The following is a 19205-nucleotide window of genomic DNA, read 5'->3' on the forward strand; positions in this document are numbered from 1 at the left end:
TGAACCTGCGACCTCTGGGTTATGAGCCCAGCGAGCTACCGAGCTGCTCCACCCCGCGTCGGTTTCTCAACCTTACCTGATGGGTGCCAATGGTTTGTCGGTGGGGCACTCAACCTTCCGGGTGGTGCCGTCGTCTTGACCGCGACGAAAGGAGAGCCCGTGTTCTGGAAACGCAGCTTCGATGGCCTCGACGCCCTCGTCGCGGAGCGTGGCAGCGCGCTGCTCGCCACGGCGGTGCTGCTCACCGGCAGCCGTGCGGCGGGGGAGGACCTGCTGCAGGGCGCGCTGGAGCGGCTGATGCGCTCGTGGGGGCGGGTCCGTGAGGACCGCGAGAGATATCTGCGACGCACCATGTATCACCTCGCCGTCGATCAGTGGCGGGTGCGCCGGCGGCGGCCCGAGGTGTTCGTGCACGCGGAGCCGCAGGGGCAGCCCGACGCGACCGACACCGTCGCGCTGCGGCAGACGCTGATGCAGGCGCTCGCGCAGTTGCCGCCGCGGCAGCGTGCGGTGCTGGTGCTGCGCTACTGGGAGCAGCTCAGCGAGGCCGAGGCCGCCGAGGTCCTCGGCTGCTCGGTGGGCACCGTCAAGTCAACCGCCTCGCGGGGCCTGTCCCGCCTCCGCGAGCTCACCGCGACCTGGGACCTCCAGCCATTTCCCATCTCCAGTGGAGCGCAACGATGAGCATCAACCTTGAAGAGCAGCTCGCGGCCGGCATGCACGAGCACGTCACGGACCTGACCGTCGACGGCGCCGCCGTGCTCGGGCGGGCGACCCGCCGGCACCGGCGCCGCGTGGCCGTGATCCGCACCGGATACGCACTGGGCGTCGCCGGTCTCGCCGGGGTCCTCGCCGTCGGGCTGACGGCCGGTGGCACCGGCGGCCGCGCCACCCAGGATCCGCCCGCGGTGCAGGCCGGGGCGCCGGCCTCGCTGCGGCTGCAGAAGGCCGCCGCGGCCAGCGACAACATCAGCTACCGGATGAAGCTGACGATGACCAACCCGGCGGGGGAGGTGTTCGACGTCTACGAGGGAGCCTTCGACCCGCTGACCGCCACCGGGCGCGTCAGCAACTCCAGGGACGACTCGGTCGCCGTCGAGCTGCTGATCGACGGCACCCGGTACATGGGCGCCGAGGCGCCGCTCGCCCCGCTGCCCCCGGACAAGGGGCCCGGCGAGAAGTACGGCCGCTACGGCCAGTATCCGGGCAGGTACGACCGCCTGTCGCTGTTCGGCGAGAACAGCCTCCTCAGCGCGGCGGCGCCCGATCCGGCGGCGCTGGTGAAGGCACTGGAGCAGGTGAACGCGACCATCACGCAGGACCCCGGCGGCACCCTGCACTTCACCTACTCGACGCAGCACGAGCTGGACTCGAGCACCAACGCCGGCGAGGTGACGCTCAACGCCGACGGCCGCATCGCGAAGGTGACCCTCGTCAGCACCTGGCAGACGACGGCGAAGGGCCGCCTCGACACCGGCACCGTGCACACCACGCTCGAACTGTCCGACTACGGGCTGCCGGTCCACGTCGAGCGCCCCACCGACGTCGTGCCGGCGAACTGATCCGATCGCAGGTTCGGCGGGCGCGCACGCCGGACCTGCGACGATGACGCCCATGCGGGTGGGGGAGCTGCTGCACCGGACCGACAAGTCGGTCGTGAGCGCCGGCACCACCGCGGCCGGTGCGCCCGTCGTGATCAAGACGATCACCACCGACGACCCGTACTGGGTGCGGTGCCGGTCGCGGGAGCTGGCCGTCCACGCCGCCTTCGCCGCGTGGCCGCCCGGGTTCCCCGTCCCGGAGGTGCTGTTCGCCGGGGAGCGGACCACGGTGTTCACCCGGCTGCCCGGGGCACGGCTGCACGACCGCCGCCACCTCGACGCCGACCTCCCGCCGGCCACCGTCGCCGCAGTCCGTGCCGCGGTGGCCGCCGTCGCGACCTGGACCCCGCCGGGCGGCGCGGAAACGGCGCTGGGCGGCGGTGTGGAGGAGGCGCCGGACCCGCGCCTCAAGGTCGAGGCGGAATTCGCCGCGGGGCTGCTGAGCGAACCCGAGCGCGCCGAGCTGCACCGGCTCATCGAGCGGCTCGGCCCGGCCCGCACGTTCGCGCACGGCGACCCCATCCCCACCAACGTCCTGCTGCACGAAGGCGGCGCCGCGCTCGTCGACTGGGAGCTGGCCGGTCCGCGCCTGCCCGGATACGACTGGGCCGTCCTCTTCGTCACCGGCGTCACCGGCAGCCCGTCCCTCGCCACCGCGATTCTGGCCGAGACGGCCGCGCTGCGGGAGGCGTTCACGGTCAACCTCGGCCTGCTGCTGTGCCGCGAGGTCCGCATCCATCGCGGCCTGCCCTGCCCGGCCGGCCTCGACGCGCTTCGCGACCAGTGGCGCCGCCGGCTCGGAACCGGCTGACCCTGCGGTCCGCCGCACGCCTCCGCCGGACAACCTCAGCTGCGCAGGCCGGCCGCTTCGGCGGCGCGCTCCAGGAGGGGCAGGTAGTACTCCCGGTCGGCGCGTTCGAGCAACCGGGCCATCCGGGTCGTCAGGTCGCCACCGGCCACCACGGCCAGCGTGACGGTGATCGTCGGCCACCCGTCCTTCCGGGTGGCCATGGTGGCGGCCTGCAGCGTTTTCGTGACCTCCTGGGCGTATGTCTCGGCCGCCGCGGACAGCTCGCCCACCAGGAAGCAGTGCACGTTGATCTGCCGTTCGACGAACCGCGGCCTGATCTCGCGCTCCAGCGCCGGCACCGACTCGGGCATGCCGAGGTAGCTGCCGATCGCGGCCTCGATGGCGTCGGCGGTCGGCCGGGACTCCGGCTCGGTCGAGCCGAGCAGCAGCGTGCGGCCCTGGACGACGGCGACGTCGAACGGCCCGTCGGCCGGGCGGAACGCGCGTGCCGCCACGTGCCCGGCGAGGAGCCGTGACGCCAGGTCCGGCACCGGCTTGACGCCGGACGCCCGATCCTCGATCACCGACCGGCCCAGCCGGCGCTGCTCCGCCGTCCACGTGTGCACCGAGCGGTGGTCGGGGATCTCGTCGATGACGAGGATGGCGGCCGTGCCGAAGCAGAAGACGGCAGCGAGGCCGACGGCCGTGCCGACGAACGGGACCCACCCGACGGGGGCGTCGGTGAACAGGGCCCGCCAGGCGCAGACGACCAGGGTGACCAGGTGGACGGCGCCGACGACGGTGCACGCGGCCACAGATGTGCCGACCGCGGTGTCGGACATGGCGACGAAGCCGGCGGCGATCAGCACCAGCATGAGCGCGCCGACGCCCAACGTCGCCCACGCCCACCCGCCGTGCCAGTGGGTGTAGGTGAACCAGCCGCCCGACGCCGCCCAGACCAGCCACGCCGTCACGGCGGCCATGAACATCCCCGGCGCGGGCCGCGGGTTCGGCAGGCGGCCGGTCGTCGGTATCGCGCGGGCGTCCACCTCGAGCGCTGCCCGCCGCCGATCGAGGACCGCCTGGATCTGCCGTGCCGCATGGACCGCGGCGCCGCGGGCCACCGTCAGCTCCGGCTGGGCCGGTGCGTCGACGCCGCGCCCGCGACCGGCCAGTCCCCGGGTCACCAGCGGCAGGTTCGCTCCGCCGCCGCACAGGACCACCACGTCCACGGCGGACCACGACAGGTCGTGCCGGTCGAGCAGGTCCGTGCAGGTGTCCACGGTCGCCGCGACGACGAGCCGGATGGTCTCCTCGAACGCGCCGCGCTCCGCCTCGAAGGTGAAGCCCGGCCGGACCAGCGTCACGTAGGTGTCGGCGTGGTCGTGGGTGCTGAGCCGGTGCTTCACCGTTTCGGCGAGTGCGTGCAAGCCGGCGATGCGGTGCCGCTCGTCGGCATCCGGGTCCGGGCGGTCCAGCAGCTCGGCGACCTGCGGTGACCGGTCCGCCAGTGCGGTCAGCAGTTCCTGGTCTCCGGCGCCGGCGCCGAGGTCGGTGCGGATGGCCTCCTGGCCGAGCTGGAGGAGCCGGCCGGTGGTGGTGCGCCGCAGGAGGCTCGCCGTGAAGGTGCTCGCGCCCAGGTCGTAGACGAGCAGGTGGCGCTGTTTGTCACCGGCGAGTCCGGCGGTCGCCGGCGTGGCGGCGGCCACCGCCCGGTCGACCAGCACGGTTGACGACGGGTCGAAGCCGGCGGCTGCGGCGGCCGCCAGGAGGGCCTGGCGGCGGGCGTCGGCCCAGCCGGACGGCACCGCGATGGCCACCCGGTCCGGGGCATCCGGAAGCGCCGCCAGCGCAGCCGTGCGCAGCTCGCCCAGCAGGAGCGCCATCAGCTCGTCCACGGCCACCGGTGCATCACTCAGCCAGACCGCCTCGCGCTGCCCGAACGCCTCCATCAGCCCGCGCCGGTATCGGGCGGGGTCGTGCTGGAGCGCTTCCTGGGCGGGCCGGCCCGCCAGGCGCCGGCCGTCCTCGGTGACCCCGACGGCCGCCGGCACGACGCGGGTGGCGAGCTGCTCAACGGTGGGGCCGTCGACGCGTGCGATCGCGACGGTGCAGTTCCAGCCCCCGAGGTCGATGCCGTAGACCAGGGCCGGGTCGTTCGGCGGTGCGCCGGCGGTCACGGTGCACCTGCCCCGGGCCGGACCCGTGCCCCGACCTCGGCCAGGGTGCGGGCCACCGCATGCAGGCCGGCGGCGTGCCCGGCGATCAGGTCGTGCTGCCCGCGCAGGACCTCCGCGCGGGCGGCCTTGCGCTCGGCGGTGGCCCGCGCCGACGCCTGGACCCGTTGCCGGGCCTGGTCGATGGCCTCCAGCTGCGACCGGTTGAGGGTGCGCAGCTGGAGTTTGAGGTTCTGCAGGAGCCGCTGCCGGGTCTCCTCCAGCAGGCTCAGGGTGTTGCTGCGGTGGTCGCGCAGCGAGGTGAGCACCTGCTCGCGATAGTCCCGTAGCTGGCGCGCCTGAGCCCGGGCGTTGGTCCGGCGGATCTGGTCGAGGACCCCGCCGAAGAAGCTGGCGAGGCCGGTTACCGCGCCGGTCAGCGCGCCGAACACGGCGCCGGTGGGCCCGCCGATCAGCGTCCCGACGGCGGTGGTGAACGCGGTGACTGCGGCGCTGGTGGTGCCGGCCGCCTGCGCCCCGCTGGCGACGGTCTCGGAGAATTCCGGGCGTTCGCGGACCGGCCGGGGCGGCGGCGGCACCCGCAGCCCGTCCTGCGGGCTGAGGTCGAGCACCCGCAGCCGGGACTTGATCCGGCCCTCCCAGTCCGCGGCCAGCGCGCCGACGCCCGCCTTGAGCGCCGCGAACGCCTGCGGTCCGGCGACGGTGGCGGTGCGGGCCAGCAGCTCCAGCTGCTGCGGGGTGGGTGGCGTGGCGTCCTCGGCAGTGGCCGCCTCGATCCGCTGGATCACCTCGTCGATCCGGTCCCGGAAGATCTGTTCGATCCCGTCGACCCGGTCGGTGAACTCCCGCTGGAACCTGCCCTCGTCAGCCAGTTCGTGGCGGGCGTCGATCGCCCGCCGCTCGTCCTCGTCGAGTTCGGCCAGGACCTGCTCGAGCTCGGCCGGTCCGGCCAGCGCGGTGAGTTCGCTGGCGATCGGGGCGCTGGCCTCGGCGAGCCGCCGCAGCAGGGCGTCGACGGCGCCGCGCAGCCGGCGGGCGACCGCCTGGCTCAGCAGCGTGGTCCAGATCCGGTGCTCGAGCTCGGGCAGCCCGGACGCGGCCAGCCGGGCCTCGTCGCCGGCCCGGCGGGCGGCCCAGGCGTCGGTCGAGGAGACCGGCAGCACGGTGAGGTCGCCGGGCGGCAGGTTCAGGTAGGTGGCCAGCCGCTCGCGGGCCCGGTCCACCCGGTCGGTGACGTCGATGACCTTGTCGGCCATGGTCAGCGCGATGATGGTGGCCGGCTCGGTGGCCAGGGCCCGCTGGGCGAAGTCCAGCTCGCCGACCGTGGCCGGTCGCAGCGCCGACAGCACCAGGACCACCGCGTCGGCCTCCGGCAGCTGCGTCTCGGTGATCGTGGCGTGCATCTCGTCGATGCCGCCGATCCCCGGGGTGTCGACGAAGACGACGCCGGACTCGAGGCGGGGGTCCGGCAGCCGCACGTCGACCCGGCCGACCCGGTGCGCCTCGCTGCCGCCGGCCGTGGAGACGTATCGCGTGAGGTCGTCGAGCCCGACCTCCTCCTCGATCTCGTCGCCGTCCGCCGTGCGGATGTGGGCGACGGCCCGGGCCTGCGGCCCCCAGCGGACCGTCATGAGGGTGGCCGTGGTCAGCGTCTCGCCGGTCGGGAACAGCTGTGGCCGCCCGATGATCGCGTTGAGCAGGCTGGACTTGCCGCGCTTGAACTCGCCGCAGACGACCACGAAATACTCCTGCCGGCGCACGGTGGCGGCCACGTCCCGCACGGCCGCGCCGGCGGCCGGCCCGACCTGGTCCGTGGCCACGACCTCGATCTGCCCGGCGAGCCCGAGGACGGTGTCCCGAAGCTCGGCCAGTTCCTGCTCCGCGTCAGCCATGCGCCCCGTCTCAGTCAAGATTGTCCAGCAGTGCCCGGGCCTCGCCGACCCGGGCGATCAGCCGCTCGTACGCCCGGACCACGCTCGGCGCGAGGGCCGGCACGGTGGTGGTGCGCTGGTTCCAGCGCCGGTTGAGCTCGACGGCCCGCTCCAGCATCCGGGCGACACCGACGTCCGCCGGCAGGCCGAGGCGGGGCGCGCAGCCGACGCCGTCGCCGCCGGTGAGCGCGGCCAGCTCCGCCTGCTCCGCCGCGCTCACGCGATGCTGGTGCCGGTGGATCAGCTGGACCAGTGCCAGCTCGCTCAGCCCCAGGTTGCCGGCCCGCAGCGACTCGACCCGGGCGGCCACCTCGGCCAGCGGCGCGGGCATCGCGGTGCCGTGCAACTGGGCGGCGTCCCGGGCCTCGGCCAGCCGCCGCTCGATCTGGCGCAGGTGCAACTCCAGCTTGATGGCGCCCCGCCGGCCGACGAAGTGCCCGACCACGGTGGCCCGCAGCCGGGCCACCCCGCTGCGCTCGTCCAGGTGCTCGCGCAGCCCGGCCTCCGTGGCAGCGGCCGCTCGCAGGTACTGGCAGGCCACGTGGATCCCCCACAGCCCGAGCCGCTCCAGCAACGCCCGCCGGGTCGCCGCGTCGGCCACGATGTCGGCGCCCACGAACCGGGCCTTGCTCGCCAGCTGCCCGGCGAGGGTCGGCTCGTCGTGCCGCTTCGCCAGCTCGGCCAGCACGTCGATCTGGTCGCCGGTGAGCGCCCAGCCGCCCTCGGCGACCAGCGCGGCCACCGGCAGGACCGCGAAGAACAGCTCGTGGCTCCGCGGGTTGCGGCCGATCTGGCGGATGATCGGCTCGGCGTGGTCGCGCAGCGGGTCGAAGGTGAGCGGGTCGCCGTTCACCGCCCGATCGGGCGCCGGTGGCCAGGACAGGTCGCAGGAGCTGATCACCGCGAGCACCCGAGCCGGCAGCATCGCCCTGCCGTCCCCGCCGAGCAGGCCACGCAGGTACTCCTGGTCGTCCTGGTGCACGTTGTTCTCGAACAGGTGCAGCGCCGCGTCCGTGCGCAGGCCCGCATTGCCCTTGGTGTCGGTGAGGGGGCTGCCCAGCCCGGGTGTGTCGATCAGCCGGAGCGGCGCCGGCAGCTCGGCCGCGACCGAGGAGACGACGAGTGCCGGCAGCCGACCCCGCCGCCCGCCCGGCGGTGGGGCGGCAGGGACGCTCACGCCGTCGAACCGGAACTCGTGGTAGTCGGCGGTGACCTCGTCGATGCCGGTCGGCGCGACCGGCAGCCGGGTGAGCGCGTTGACCAGGGTGGACTTGCCGCGCGAGAGCTGGCCGGTGACCGCGAGGCGCATGGGCCGGGCGAGATCATCCAGCGTCTCGGCGAGCGCGTCGGCGACGGCCTGGCCGGCCCGGTCCACAGTCGAGGAAGGCACCAGTTGGGCCATCGCGCGTACCTGTTGCTCAGCCGGCGGTGTGGCCATGCCCGGGCACTCCCGATGTCGACGGCGTCTGGGCATGAGTATCGATGACCCGTCCGCTGACGACAAGCACCGCTGCGGCCACGTCTCAGTGAACGGTCGGCCCCGCGGTTCCGGACTCCGCGTCACACCTGCGCCGCGCCCGGCGGCGAGAACACGGCTGCGGCCAGGTCGACGAAGGCGCGGATCAGCCGGTTCTCGGCGGAGGTGCGCCAGACGAAGGCCCACTCGACCGGTGCGGCGTCGCGCACGGGCAGGAAGACCAGGTTGGGCCAGGAGTAGTACGCGGGGATGTCGCTGGTGACGGCCGCGACGACCCGCCCCGCCCGACGGCGGCCAGTGCGTCGTGCAGCGTGGTGACGCGCGGGCCGCGGGCGACCGGACGGCCGGACGGGGTGTGGAACGGGTTGAGGACCTCCTCCATGTATGCGGGGATCGAACCCCCGCCCACGACCGCGTGGTCGCCGAAGTCCTCCAGGCACACCGAGTCGCGCCCCGCGAGCGGGTGCGTGGCGCCTGCCATGAGCAGCACCTCGGTGCTGCGCAGGACCGGCCCGACGGTCAGGTCGGGCTCGCGCACCGGGAGCCAGAGCAGCGCCAGATCCACCTCACCGGAGCGCAGCGGGACGAGGGGATCCGGGGGCTGGACCTCGCGCACGTGGACCTGCGCGGCGGGGTGGCGGTCCTGGAACCGGCGGAGGACGTCGCTCAGCACCAGCGCCATCGGGCCCATCAGCCCCAGCTTCAGCGCGCCGGAGATGCCGGCGGTGGTCGCGCCGGGCCAGCATGCTGGGCTCCCAGGTCGTAGACATGGCGTTCATCGTACTCCATTGCAACGCAACGTTGCATTGAGTGTACAACTGTTGCAACGATTATTAGGTCTTGACCTGCAAATATGAGCGCAGTGCGCAACGAGTATGTTGCCCAAAATGGAAAGGCAACGTAGCGTTTCCATTGTTCGAAACACCGGGCAAGACACCGAGACACAGGAGCTCACGATGCAGCAGTTCGCCACTCCCGCCCCGATCGCCGCCGTCCTCGACATCCCCGCGGGGCGTATCCAGCTCATCGCCGCCGACCGGACCGACACCACGGTCGAGATCCGGCCGGCGGACCCCGCGAAGCGCCGCGACGTGCAGGCGGCCGAGCAGGCCAAGGTCGACTACCGCGACGGCGTCCTGCACGTCGAGCTGCCGGCCAAGTACCGGATCCTCGGCGCGGCCGGGTCCGTCGAGGTGACGGTGCAGCTGCCGGCCGGGTCCCGGGTCGAGGCCAAGGCGGCCGCCGCCGAGTTCCGCGGCGTCGGCCGGTTCGGCGACGTCGCGTTCGAGGGCGCGTACGGACCGGTCAAGCTCGACGAGGCCGGCAGCGTCCGGCTCACCGCCACGGCCGGCGACATCTTCGTCGGCCGGCTCAACGGCCCCGCCGAGATCACCGTCGGCCAGGGCGACATCCACGTCGCCGAGGCGGTGCGGGGCTCGGTCGTGCTGCGCACCGAGGCCGGCGGGGTGACGGTCGGCGCGGCCGCCGGGGTCTCCGCCTCGCTGGACGCCGGCACCGCGTTCGGCCGGATCAGCAACGCGCTCAAGAACACCGACGGCGCGGCCGCTCAGCTCACCATCCACGCCAGCAGCGCCTACGGCGACATCACCGCCCGCAGCAACTGACCGCAACCACACCGACAGAGGTATCAGCCATGACGAACCTGGCCATCGAGGCGCACGGCCTGCGAAAGTCCTACGGCGACAAGGTCGTGCTCGACGGCGTCGACCTCGCCGTCGCCGAGGGAACGATCTTCTCCCTGCTCGGGCCGAACGGCGCGGGCAAGACCACCACCGTGCAGATCCTGTCCACGCTCGTCCCGGCCGACGGGGGCTCGGTCCGGGTCGCCGGACACGACCTGGACCGCCACCCGGACGACGTGCGCGGCGCGATCGGCGTCACCGGCCAGTACTCGGCCGTCGACAAGCTGCTCACCGGCAAGGAGAACCTGCTCCTCATGGCCGAGCTCTGGCACCTGTCCCGCCGGGACGGCGCCCGCAAGGCCGCCGAGCTGCTCGACCGCTTCGACCTGGGCGAGGCGGCGGACCGGCCCGCCAGCACCTACTCCGGCGGCATGCAGCGCCGGCTCGACCTGGCGATGACCCTGGTCGGCGACCCGCGCCTGATCTTCCTCGACGAGCCCACCACCGGGCTCGACCCGCGCAGCCGCCGCGCCATGTGGCAGATCGTGCGGGACCTCGTCGCGACCGGCGTCACGATCTTCCTCACCACCCAGTACCTGGAGGAGGCCGACCAGCTCGCCGACCGCATCGCCGTGCTCGACCACGGCCGGCTGATCGCCGAGGGCACCGCGGAGGAACTCAAGCGCCGCATCCCCGGCGGGCACATCGCGCTCACCTTCGCCGACCAGGTCCGGCTCGACGCCGCCCGGCAACTGCTCGGCGCGGGGATCGCCGACCCGGACGCGCTCACCCTGCAGGTGCCCAGTGACGGCGGGGTCCGGGCGATCCGCGAGCTGCTCGCCCGCCTCGACGAACGCTCGATCGACATCGACGACCTGAGCGTGCACACCCCCGACCTCGACGACGTCTTCCTCACCCTTACCGGCCGGCAGGAGGCCACCCGATGAGCACCATCACCCTCGCCGCACGCGACTCCTCGACCATGGTCCGGCGGCAGCTCCGGCGGCTGCTGCGGTACCCGTCGATGACCGTGCAACTCATCATCACGCCCGTCATCATCCTGCTGCTGTTCGTCTACGTCCTCGGCGGCACACTCGGCGCCGGGCTCGGCGGCGACCGCAGCGCCTACGTCAACTACGTCGTTCCCGGCATCCTGCTCATGGCGGTCGCCACGGCCGCGACCGGCACCGCCGTCATGGTCTCCTCCGACATGACCGAGGGCATCGTCGCCCGCTTCCGCACCATGCGCATCTCCCGGGCCTCGGTCCTCACCGGGCACGTCGTCGGCAGCGTCATCCAGCAACTGCTCGGCATGACGGTCCTCATCGGCATCGCCCTGGCGATCGGCTTCCGCCCGGCCGCCGGCATCCTCGATTGGCTGGCCGCGGCGGGGCTGCTCACCCTGTTCGCGGTGGCCGTCACCTGGCTCGCGGTCGCCCTCGGCCTGAAGGCCCAGACCCCCGAGGCGGCCAGCAACGCCCCCATGCCGCTGATCCTGCTGCCCTTCCTCGGCAGCGGCTTCGTCCCCACCGACTCCATGCCCACCGCCCTGCGCTGGTTCGCCGAGTACCAGCCCTTCACCCCGATCATGGAAACCGTCCGCGGGCTGTTGCTGGGCACCCCGATCGGCAACAGCGGCGGCATCGCCGTCGCGTGGTGCGCCGGTATCGCCGCGGTGTCGTACCTCTGGGCCAAGCGCACCTTCGACAAGGCCTGAGCACACGCGGGCCAGGGCCGCCAGACCTCCGGGTCCGGCGGCCCTGCCGTGTCCGGCTAACGGGCCCGGGCCGCCGCGATCTCCGGCTGGTGGGCAACCGCCCAGTCGGCGAGCGCGGACAGCGGGTGGAGCAGGCTCTCGCCGAGCGGGGTCAGCCGGTACTCGACGCTCGGCGGCACCGTCGGATGGACCGTGCGCAGGACCAGCCCGTCGGTCTCCAGGCCGCGCAGGGTCCGGGTCAGCATCCGCTGGCTGATCCCCTCGATGCCGCGCTGCAGCTCGTTGAACCGGAACGGCCGCTGCCCGAGCAGGACCACCACGAGCACCGTCCACTTGTCGCCGACCCGGCGCAGGACGTCGGTCACCGGGCACTGCTCGTGCTCGGCCGCCGGCACCGGCATCGGCAGGCGGGTGCTGAGCATGGAGGGCACAGCGGTGTTCCCTGCCGACATGCAACTGCCTTCTTCCGCGTTCCGGACCGGTTACTGACGATGGGGGTACGCACCGATCGTAACCAGGAGCCCGAGTGAGCACAGGAACCAACGGCCGCGTGACGGTCGTCAGCGGCGGCACCGACGGCATGGGGCGGGCCCTCGCGCTCGCCCGCCTCGCCCGCGGCGACCGGGTCGTCGCCATCGGCAGCAACCCCGACAAGGGCCGGACCCTGCCGGACGGGATCACGTTCCTGCGGGCCGACCTCACGTCCATCGCCGACACGCGACGCGTCATCGCCACCGTCCGGGAACGCTGGCCGGTCGTCGACGCGCTGGCGCTGTTCGCCAACCGGACGACGCCGGCCCGGGTCTCGACGGTGGACGGCCTGGAGGCCACGTTCGCGCTGTACTACCTCAGCCGCCACCTGCTCGGTCACGGCCTGCGGGACGCGCTGGACCGGGCGCCCGCCCCGGTGATCGTCAACGTGGCCGGGGTCGGCATCACCAAGGGCGCGATCCAGTGGGACGACCTGCAACTGCGCCGCCGATACCGGATGATCACCGCCCAGCTGCAGGCCGGCCGTGCGAACGACCTGCTGGGTGTGGACTTCGCCGCGACCTCGGGCGCCCGGGCGCGTTACGTGCTCTACCACCCGGGCTTCACCCGCAGCGGCGACCTGAGCCCGCTGCCCGCCCCGCTGCGGGCGGCGATCCGGGTGGCGGCGAAGGTCGCGGCCCGGCCCGTCGAGGCGTCCGTGCGGCCGGTCGTCGACTGGATCGACGCGCCCCCGGCGGCCCCGCTGACCGCAATCGACCGCGGCCGGTCGGTGCCGCTCGACCTGCCCACCCTGGACCCGGCCGCGGCCGCCCGCCTCGCCGCCGTCACCGCCGAACTCCTCCGGGCCACCGGACCCGGCACCGACGACACACCTTGACGGCGGGCCGCGACGGGTCCCATCCGATCACGCTGACCGGGCGGGGGTTCGCGCCGAACTCCTCGGTGCGCTTCGCCCTGTACGCCACCCCCGCCAGTGGGCAGGCCGACGCCGGCGCGTCCGCCGGCGGCGTGCGGATCGACCTGCTCGGCACGCCCACCGTCGGACCCGACGGGACGGTCCGGCTGCAGACGACGGTGCCGGCGGAGCACGACGCGGTGGACGCCTTCGCGTACCTGGCCCGTGGTGTCGGACCCGACGCCACGGTGCGCAGCCTCGTGCTGTGGGCGAACGACCCGGGTGCGCCGGGGAGCCCCGCCGACCCGGTGATCCCGCCGGACCTGACGACACCGACTCCGACACCGACATTGCCGGACCTGACGACGCCCGTGACGCCCGCAGCGCCCGTGACGGTCCAGGTGCGCAACCCGGTCCCGTCCCGGCGGGTCGGCAGTGCGGCCGCGGTCGGCGGGCTCGCGACCACCGGGGTGCCTGTGGCCCCGATCGTGGTCAGCGGTGTGCTGCTGCTCGTCGCCGGCGCGATCGTCCGGCGGGCCGGCCGCCCGGCGCGGCTCCTCCCGCAGACCGTGATCTGCGGTCCGGGCGGTCGCCTTCCGGCCCCGGTCAGGCCGCCGCCACCGGGTCCGGGGTGCCCCAGGCGACACCACCCCGGCAGCGCCACAGCCGACCGGCCGTCAGGGCGAGCCCGCGCCGGAACCCGTGGGTCTCGAACGCCGCCAGGCCGTAGTTGCTGCAGCTGGGCGTGAACGGGCAGCGCGGCGGGCGGTGGGCCGAGATCCCGGTCTGATACCGCCGGATCATCGTCGCCGCAAGCCCGGCCGCGCTCGCCGGTGCGGTGAGCGCGCGCAGCATCCACAGTGGATGGTGGACCACCGCTGCGGCGAGGTCGCCCACGCAGAGCAGTGCCCCTTTGGCGACCGCGTGCACCAGATCAATGGAGAGGCAATCGCCGCAGCATTCGCCTGCGCAGCCGAACGGCGGTTCAGCGACACCCATGGTCGGCATCGTAGACAACCCCGGGCGCCGGCGCCGCCCCTGCGCCTCGCGGTCAGGTGCCGGGTCCGTCCGGCAGCGGGCCACCCGAGAACCAGCCGTTCAGGGCATGCCGGAACTCGCCGCGGGCCGACGGTGGCAGGAGGTCCTCGAAGAGGGCCTTGGGCAGCGGGCGGGGTTCGGCCGGGACGATGTCGATGACGAGGGGCCGGACCCGGGCCTTGCGGTAGGCGGCGAGCTTGTGGTGCCCGTCGATCAGGTAGCGGCCCGCACCGCCGGGCGGCCCGGCGGTGACCAGGGCCGGCCGGATGCCGCGGGCGATCCTGGCCCGGTGCTCCTCGACGGTGCCCAGGCCGGGTGGTGGCCAGCGGTCGGTGGCGAGGATGTATTCGTCCTCGTCGTCGTAGGCCGGGTACCAGCCGAACCAGTCCGCCTCGACCCGGTCGAACACCGTCACGGTCGGCGACATCGTCCTGGCCGACACCAGGTAGCGGCCGCGGCAGAACAACCGCAGCAGCGGCAGCAGCGGCTCGATCCGCAGGCCGTGCACCCGGTCCACCGGCCACTTGCCGCGCCTGCCGCGCTCCACCATCAGGCCGGGCTCGGCGAGCCAGTCCCGCAACGCGCTCAGCTCGGCCGGGCGCGGCGCGTCCCAGCCGGCGGCACCGGCCCGGGCGGCGAGTTCGCCCACGCTGCCGTGGTTGTCGTAGGCGTGCACCCAGATCGGCGCCCCGGCCAGGTACAGCACGCTGGCCGCGTCGTTGCCGAGCACCTCGACCACACCGAGCCCGTCGGGCACGTCGACCGTGAGCGGCTCGGCAGGCGTCATCCGGCCAGTCTCCCGCACAAAGCCGGGAGACAGGGGCATCGCGGCTCGGTACTGTGCGGGGCATGGAATGCTTCGCTGCCGGTCGCACCCGTCGCTGAGGGTCCGCTCGTCGCCGTTGCCGGGCGCGAGTGGGCCGACCCCTGTCGGTACTCAACCTCAGCCCGAAAGGCACCATTCCATGTTGATCCGTTCGTTCCTGCCGCATGACCTGACGCCGCTCGTCGAGCTCACCATCGCGACGTTCGGGCCGTTCTACGAGGAGTCCTTCCGCCCCGCGGTGGGCGAGGTCGTCTTCGCCAACCAGCACGGCGACTGGCGCGGCGACTACCGCACGCAGGTCGCTGCGCTGCACCAGCCGGAGGCGCACAGGCACGTCGCGGTGGCCGAGACCGGCGGTGCGATCGCAGGGTACGTCGCGTGGAGCGTCGACCCGGACCGGCGCAACGGCACGGTCTCGCACCTCGCGGTCGCCGCCGGGCACCGCCGCCACGGGACGGCCACCGTCCTGTGTGAGCACGCCTTCGCCGACATGCGCACCCACGGCGCGGAGGTGGTGGAGATCGGCACGGGTGCCGACGCCTTCCACGCCCCGGCCCGGGCGCTGTACGAGCGCCTCGGCTGCACCCCGTTCCCCGTCACGGTCTACTACCGGGAGCTCTGACGATCGCCGGTCCGGGGCGGGCAGGCGTCCGCCCCGGACCGGCTTTCGAGTGTCGGCGACCTGACGTCCGGATCGAGGCCGCCGCCCGTCTTCTCCCGCAGCGGCGTGGCACACGGATGGCCACCGGCGTCGACCTGCACCGCCTCCAACCACACCGATGTGACGGTCCCCGACCTGGGCACCGCCGAAAGCACCCTCACGATCACCGGCTGCGTCGGCAAGGCCTCCCCGGTGAGCCAGGTCCTGGTGCAGATCGTGCACTCGTACCGTGGGGACCTGGTCGTGACCTGGTTGCCCCGGACGGCTCGTTGTACGTGTTGAGCAACCAGGTCGGCGGGCCTGCCGACCACATCGACCAGACCTACACGGTCAACCTGTCCAGCGAGGACCGCGACGGCGTCTGGCGCCTGCGCGTCCGGGACGCCGATGCCGGCGACGTGGGCTACATCAACAACTGGGGGCTCACCCTGGACGTCCCCGGCCAGGCCCTGTGCACCAACACCAACAACACCGACGTGCCGATCCCGGACATGAACACGGCCGCCAGCACCCTGCTGTTCTCCGGCTGCGTCGGCAAGGCGTCCGCGACGAGCACGGTCGAGGTCCACATCGTCCACACCTTCCGCGGTGACCTGGTCGTGGTCCTGTTCGCCCGGACGGCACCACGTACACACCCCTATCCACCGATCCCACAGTGAGCAGGCGGCAGATGCCCATCCTCGACGAGGTTCGTGCCCTCACCCCGGCAATCCGTGCCGCCGCCGAGCAGATCGAACGCGACCGGTCCCTGCCCGAGGACCTCGTGCAGCACCTCGCCGGGCTCGGGGTGTTCCGGCTCGCCGCGCCACGGACGGCAGGCGGCGGGGAGGCCGACCCGATCACCATGTTCGAGATCTTCGAGGAGCTGGGCCACGCCGACGGGTCGGCCGGCTGGTGCGCCATGATCGGCGCCGCGACCGGGATCGCACTCGGCCGTCTCGCCGACAGCACCGCCACCGAACTGCTCGCCGACCCCCGCTTCCTCATCGCCGGGGTGGCCGCCCCCCTCGGCCGGGCCGTGGCGGCTCCCGGCGGTTACCGGGTGAGCGGCCGCTGGCCGTTCGCCAGCGCGAGCCGCCAGGCCACCTGGCTGGTCGGTGATTGCCTACTGATGACCGGCGAGCAGCCGGAGCCGCTGCACGTCATCCTGCCCGCCGCCGACGTCACCGTGCACGACACCTGGGACGCGGTCGGCCTGCGGGGCACCGGCAGCCACGACATCGAGGCCGCCGACGTCTTCGTGCCGGCCGAGCGGGCCTTCTCACTCCAACGGCCGGCGACCCGCCCCGGGCCGCTCTTCGCCTTCCCGGTGCCGGGGCTGCTGGCGTTCGGCATCGGGGCGGTGTCGCTGGGCATTGCCCGCGCCGCCGTGGCGGAGTTCACCCGGCTTGCCGCCGGCAAGCGCAATCCCGCGACGGGGGAGGTGCTGGCCGCCAAGCCGGCCGCGCGGATGGCGCTCGCGGAGGCCGAGTCGCTGGTCGGCGCCGGGCGGGCATTCCTGACCGGGGAGATCGCGTCGGTCTGGCGCCGGGTCACCGCCGGTGAGGAGATCGGCGCCGCCGAGCGGGCCCGGCTGCGGCTGGCCGTCGCGCACGCGACCCGCAGCGCGGCGCGAGCCGTGGACCTGGTCTACGACGCCGCGGGCGGCTCGTCGCTGCTCCTGTCGAGCCCGCTCTAGCGACACTTCCGGGACGTCCACGCGGCCACCCAGCACGCGATGGTCGGCAGCGACGTGCTGGAACTCGCCGGCGCGGTGCTGCTGGACCAGCCCGTCCCCACCGTCCGCCTGTAGCGGCACGGGCGGCGGGGATCGCCACGTCCAGACAACTCGTCAATCCCGGTCGATGGCGATCGGTGCGGAAGGCCCCGCCCGCGGGCACCCTTGACAGGCCGGTCGGCCGGTCCTAGCTTTCGAATACGCCTGACGTATTGAAACGTTTCATCAGCTCCGCCCGCCACGGAGGAAACCGATGCGCAAAGTCCTCGCCCTGCTCGTCTTCGCCACGGCGATACTCGTCGGCGCGCAACCCGCCGCCGCGTCCTACGCCACGACAGTGACCAACTTCGACGCCGCCGGCAACCAGGTCACCCGCTTCGACACCGCCGGCAACGCGGTCGACGCCCACGACGGCGACCTGCTCGCCGCCGGCGGCAGCTACTACCTCTACGGCACCTCCTACGACTGCGGCTTCGGCTGGCAGCAGGGCGGCACGCCGTTCTGCGGCTTCAAGGTCTACTCGTCGACCGACCTGGTGCACTGGACCGACCGCGGCGCGCTGTTCGACGCGACCACGAGCACCTGGCAGAGCCGGTGCAACGGCAACACGTTCGGCTGCTACCGGCCGCACGTCGTCTACAACGCCGCCACCGCCCGCTACGTGCTGTGGATCAACACGTACGACATCGGCGTCGGCTACCACGTCTTCACCAGCACCACGCCGACCGGGCCGTTCACCGAGCAGGCGATCCCGACGCTGGCCGTCAACAACGGCATCCCGCCCGGCGTGAACAACGGCGACCATGACGTGTTCGTGGACAACGACGGCACCGGCTACCTCGCCTACACCGACTGGCGGACCGGCGGCGACATCGTCGTGGAGCGGCTCAACAGCGCATACACCTCCGGCACCGGCACATACGTCCGCCTCGGCCAGTCCGCCACCGAGGCGCCGGCCCTGTTCCGCCGGGGGAGCGGCTACTACCTGGCGTACTCCGACCCGAACTGCGGCTACTGCACCACCGGCACCTCGGTGAAGCGGGCGTCCTCGCCGCTCGGGCCGTGGTCGGCCGGCACCAAGCTCACCACCGGCTCCTGCGGCGGCCAGCCCTCCTTCGTCGCCGACATCGAGGGCACCTACGTCTACGGCAGCGACCTGTGGAGCAACGGCGCGCCGAACGAGGCGCTCGCCAACTTCTTCTGGGCACCGCTCGGCTTCGCCGGTGACGGCTCGGTCAATGCGATCGGTTGCCCGGCAACGGCTTCGATCACCCTGACCAGCGGCGCCGCCGGCACCCAGGTGCACCCGGCCGACCTGGACCAGGACGGCGGGGTCTCCGGCTACCGCACCTACTGCGACGTCGGCGGCAACGTCCAGCGCTCGCAGTCGTTCGTGGCGTCGCGCACCGGCACGCTGAGCGCCGTCTCGTACACCACGTTCCAGCGCGGCTACCCGAACGCCGGGCTGCGGATCGCCGTCCACACCGCGGACTCCGCGTTCCGGCCGACCGGCGGTGCGCTGTTCTCCACCGTGGTGCCCGCCCCGGCGGTCGGCTGGTCACCGCGGAACATCACCGTCCATCCTGGACTGTCGGTCAGCGCCGGCACCCGGTACGCCATCGTCGTGTCGTCCAGCACCACCACCGGCTGCTACGGCCTGCAGTACCACGACGGTGCGCCGTACCCGGGCGGTGGCGAGGCGTACAGCAGCAACAACGGCGCATCGTTCGGCGCCGAGAGCAACCGCACCGTCAAGTTCCAGACCTCCATCGGCACCACCAACCCCGCGCTCACCGCGACCGCCACCGCGAGCAGTTCGTTCGAGGGCTGCTGCGGCTGGCGGCTCACCGCGCTCACCGACGGCCAGGACGCCTCCACGCCGGCCTCGATGGGCTGGAGCAGCACCAACTCGCTGAACGTCAACCACACCGAGTGGGTCTCCGTGGACCTCGGTGGGGTCAAGGCCATCAGCCGCGTCACCCTGCTCCCGCGCAGCGACGCCGGGAACGCCGGCGAGGGCTTCCCGGCCGACTTCACCGTGCAGTCCTCGGTGGACGGTGCCACGTGGACGGTGCTCGCCGCCCGCACCGGCTACCCCAAGCCGGCCGCCACCGCCCAGCACTTCGACTTCGGCACGCAGACCGCGCGCTACGTCCGCGTGGTCGGCACCGGCCTGCGCAACACCAACCCGAACGACCCGCTGTACCGGATGCAGCTCGCCGAGCTGAAGGTGGCCTGAG

18 protein-coding genes are annotated in these 19205 nt (G+C 73.3%); 11 read left to right on the top strand and 7 right to left on the bottom strand.

What is annotated here, in order from left to right; translation table 11 throughout:
• The first annotated feature begins 159 nt into the window (after positions 1–159).
• Genes ACFPIJ_RS54420 through ACFPIJ_RS54430 form a run of 3 tightly spaced genes read left to right on the top strand, consistent with a single transcriptional unit; the run spans position 160 to position 2412 of the window.
• On the top strand, positions 160–684 hold the full coding sequence (locus ACFPIJ_RS54420; protein WP_380127461.1) for a SigE family RNA polymerase sigma factor: 525 nt from the start codon (positions 160–162) through the stop codon (positions 682–684).
• A complete protein-coding gene (locus ACFPIJ_RS54425) occupies positions 681–1562 on the top strand; it encodes a hypothetical protein (RefSeq protein ID WP_380127462.1) in 882 nt (293 codons plus the stop codon). Before ACFPIJ_RS54420 ends, ACFPIJ_RS54425 begins: the two co-directional genes overlap by 4 nt.
• Positions 1563–1614: 52 nt before the next feature.
• Positions 1615–2412 (top strand): phosphotransferase family protein, encoded by a 798-nt coding sequence (locus ACFPIJ_RS54430; protein ID WP_380127463.1) that lies wholly within the window; start codon positions 1615–1617, stop codon positions 2410–2412.
• A 35-nt stretch (positions 2413–2447) separates the two neighbouring features.
• Here ACFPIJ_RS54430 and ACFPIJ_RS54435 read toward each other — a convergent pair whose 3' ends face one another.
• From ACFPIJ_RS54435 to ACFPIJ_RS54450, 4 genes are all read right to left on the bottom strand, one after another.
• Positions 2448–4571 (bottom strand): Hsp70 family protein, encoded by a 2124-nt coding sequence (locus tag ACFPIJ_RS54435; protein WP_380127464.1) that lies wholly within the window; start codon positions 4569–4571, stop codon positions 2448–2450.
• Positions 4568–6460 carry a dynamin family protein gene (locus ACFPIJ_RS54440; RefSeq protein WP_380127465.1) on the bottom strand — a complete coding sequence of 631 codons (1893 nt, stop codon included), beginning with the start codon at positions 6458–6460 and terminating at the stop codon, positions 4568–4570. Before ACFPIJ_RS54440 ends, ACFPIJ_RS54435 begins: the two co-directional genes overlap by 4 nt.
• A gap of 10 nt (positions 6461–6470) precedes the next feature.
• Positions 6471–7901 carry a GTPase gene (locus ACFPIJ_RS54445; protein WP_380127466.1) on the bottom strand — a complete coding sequence of 477 codons (1431 nt, stop codon included), beginning with the start codon at positions 7899–7901 and terminating at the stop codon, positions 6471–6473.
• Between the two features lie 220 nt (positions 7902–8121).
• Positions 8122–8694 (bottom strand): substrate-binding domain-containing protein, encoded by a 573-nt coding sequence (locus ACFPIJ_RS54450; RefSeq protein WP_380127689.1) that lies wholly within the window; start codon positions 8692–8694, stop codon positions 8122–8124.
• 238 nt (positions 8695–8932) lie between these two features.
• Between ACFPIJ_RS54450 and ACFPIJ_RS54455 the strand changes: the two genes are divergently transcribed.
• From ACFPIJ_RS54455 to ACFPIJ_RS54465, 3 genes are read left to right on the top strand one after another with little or no spacing between them, the layout of a single operon-like run.
• Positions 8933–9601 (top strand): DUF4097 family beta strand repeat-containing protein, encoded by a 669-nt coding sequence (locus tag ACFPIJ_RS54455; RefSeq protein ID WP_380127467.1) that lies wholly within the window; start codon positions 8933–8935, stop codon positions 9599–9601.
• A 29-nt stretch (positions 9602–9630) separates the two neighbouring features.
• Positions 9631–10566, top strand: a complete 936-nt coding sequence (locus ACFPIJ_RS54460; RefSeq protein ID WP_380127468.1) for an ATP-binding cassette domain-containing protein — start codon at positions 9631–9633, stop codon at positions 10564–10566.
• Complete coding sequence (locus ACFPIJ_RS54465; RefSeq protein WP_380127469.1) at positions 10563–11336, top strand: ABC transporter permease; 774 nt, start codon at positions 10563–10565, stop codon at positions 11334–11336. Before ACFPIJ_RS54460 ends, ACFPIJ_RS54465 begins: the two co-directional genes overlap by 4 nt.
• Before the next feature lie 56 nt (positions 11337–11392).
• Here the strand turns inward: ACFPIJ_RS54465 and ACFPIJ_RS54470 are convergent, their stop codons facing one another.
• Positions 11393–11758, bottom strand: coding sequence for a winged helix-turn-helix transcriptional regulator (locus ACFPIJ_RS54470; protein WP_380127690.1), 366 nt, complete (start codon positions 11756–11758; stop codon positions 11393–11395).
• Between the two features lie 104 nt (positions 11759–11862).
• On the opposite strand from ACFPIJ_RS54470, the gene ACFPIJ_RS54475 reads away from it, so the two are divergent.
• Positions 11863–12705, top strand: coding sequence for an SDR family NAD(P)-dependent oxidoreductase (locus ACFPIJ_RS54475; protein ID WP_380127470.1), 843 nt, complete (start codon positions 11863–11865; stop codon positions 12703–12705).
• 624 nt (positions 12706–13329) lie between these two features.
• Here the strand turns inward: ACFPIJ_RS54475 and yidD are convergent.
• Positions 13330–13731, bottom strand: a complete 402-nt coding sequence (gene yidD, locus ACFPIJ_RS54480) for a membrane protein insertion efficiency factor YidD (protein ID WP_380127471.1) — start codon at positions 13729–13731, stop codon at positions 13330–13332.
• 43 nt (positions 13732–13774) lie between these two features.
• The gene (locus tag ACFPIJ_RS54485; RefSeq protein ID WP_380127472.1) at positions 13775–14548 is read right to left on the bottom strand and encodes a hypothetical protein; all 774 of its coding nucleotides are present in this window, start codon (positions 14546–14548) and stop codon (positions 13775–13777) included.
• Positions 14549–14726: 178 nt separating this feature from the next.
• Here ACFPIJ_RS54485 and ACFPIJ_RS54490 point away from each other — a divergent pair, with 178 nt between their 5' ends.
• The 4 genes from ACFPIJ_RS54490 to ACFPIJ_RS54505 all read left to right on the top strand — a co-directional run bounded on the left by ACFPIJ_RS54490 (position 14727) and on the right by ACFPIJ_RS54505 (position 19204).
• Positions 14727–15209 carry a GNAT family N-acetyltransferase gene (locus ACFPIJ_RS54490; protein ID WP_380127473.1) on the top strand — a complete coding sequence of 161 codons (483 nt, stop codon included), beginning with the start codon at positions 14727–14729 and terminating at the stop codon, positions 15207–15209.
• A 314-nt stretch (positions 15210–15523) separates the two neighbouring features.
• Positions 15524–15907: a proprotein convertase P-domain-containing protein gene (locus ACFPIJ_RS54495; RefSeq protein WP_380127691.1), complete on the top strand. Its 384-nt coding sequence runs from the start codon at positions 15524–15526 to the stop codon at positions 15905–15907.
• Positions 15908–15918: 11 nt separating this feature from the next.
• Positions 15919–16926, top strand: coding sequence for an acyl-CoA dehydrogenase family protein (locus tag ACFPIJ_RS54500; protein ID WP_380127474.1), 1008 nt, complete (start codon positions 15919–15921; stop codon positions 16924–16926).
• 292 nt (positions 16927–17218) lie between these two features.
• The gene (locus ACFPIJ_RS54505; protein ID WP_380127475.1) at positions 17219–19204 is read left to right on the top strand and encodes a family 43 glycosylhydrolase; all 1986 of its coding nucleotides are present in this window, start codon (positions 17219–17221) and stop codon (positions 19202–19204) included.
• The last annotated feature ends 1 nt before the right edge of the window (position 19205 follow it).

Source organism: Dactylosporangium cerinum, assembly GCF_042653625.1.
Lineage (GTDB): Bacteria > Actinomycetota > Actinomycetes > Mycobacteriales > Micromonosporaceae > Dactylosporangium > Dactylosporangium cerinum.

What these genes read in the sequence shown, in the direction of transcription:
- ACFPIJ_RS54505 (WP_380127475.1), top strand. Translation starts at nt 17,219, where the DNA reads ATGCGCAAAGTCCTCGCCCTGCTCGTCTTCGCCACGGCGATACTCGTC.
- ACFPIJ_RS54440 (WP_380127465.1), bottom strand. Translation starts at nt 6,460, where the DNA reads ATGGCTGACGCGGAGCAGGAACTGGCCGAGCTTCGGGACACCGTCCTC.
- ACFPIJ_RS54500 (WP_380127474.1), top strand. Translation starts at nt 15,919, where the DNA reads ATGCCCATCCTCGACGAGGTTCGTGCCCTCACCCCGGCAATCCGTGCC.
- ACFPIJ_RS54485 (WP_380127472.1), bottom strand. Translation starts at nt 14,548, where the DNA reads ATGACGCCTGCCGAGCCGCTCACGGTCGACGTGCCCGACGGGCTCGGT.
- yidD (WP_380127471.1), bottom strand. Translation starts at nt 13,731, where the DNA reads ATGCCGACCATGGGTGTCGCTGAACCGCCGTTCGGCTGCGCAGGCGAA.
- ACFPIJ_RS54430 (WP_380127463.1), top strand. Translation starts at nt 1,615, where the DNA reads ATGCGGGTGGGGGAGCTGCTGCACCGGACCGACAAGTCGGTCGTGAGC.
- ACFPIJ_RS54465 (WP_380127469.1), top strand. Translation starts at nt 10,563, where the DNA reads ATGAGCACCATCACCCTCGCCGCACGCGACTCCTCGACCATGGTCCGG.
- ACFPIJ_RS54455 (WP_380127467.1), top strand. Translation starts at nt 8,933, where the DNA reads ATGCAGCAGTTCGCCACTCCCGCCCCGATCGCCGCCGTCCTCGACATC.
- ACFPIJ_RS54490 (WP_380127473.1), top strand. Translation starts at nt 14,727, where the DNA reads ATGTTGATCCGTTCGTTCCTGCCGCATGACCTGACGCCGCTCGTCGAG.
- ACFPIJ_RS54425 (WP_380127462.1), top strand. Translation starts at nt 681, where the DNA reads ATGAGCATCAACCTTGAAGAGCAGCTCGCGGCCGGCATGCACGAGCAC.
- ACFPIJ_RS54470 (WP_380127690.1), bottom strand. Translation starts at nt 11,758, where the DNA reads ATGCTCAGCACCCGCCTGCCGATGCCGGTGCCGGCGGCCGAGCACGAG.
- ACFPIJ_RS54445 (WP_380127466.1), bottom strand. Translation starts at nt 7,901, where the DNA reads ATGGCCCAACTGGTGCCTTCCTCGACTGTGGACCGGGCCGGCCAGGCC.
- ACFPIJ_RS54460 (WP_380127468.1), top strand. Translation starts at nt 9,631, where the DNA reads ATGACGAACCTGGCCATCGAGGCGCACGGCCTGCGAAAGTCCTACGGC.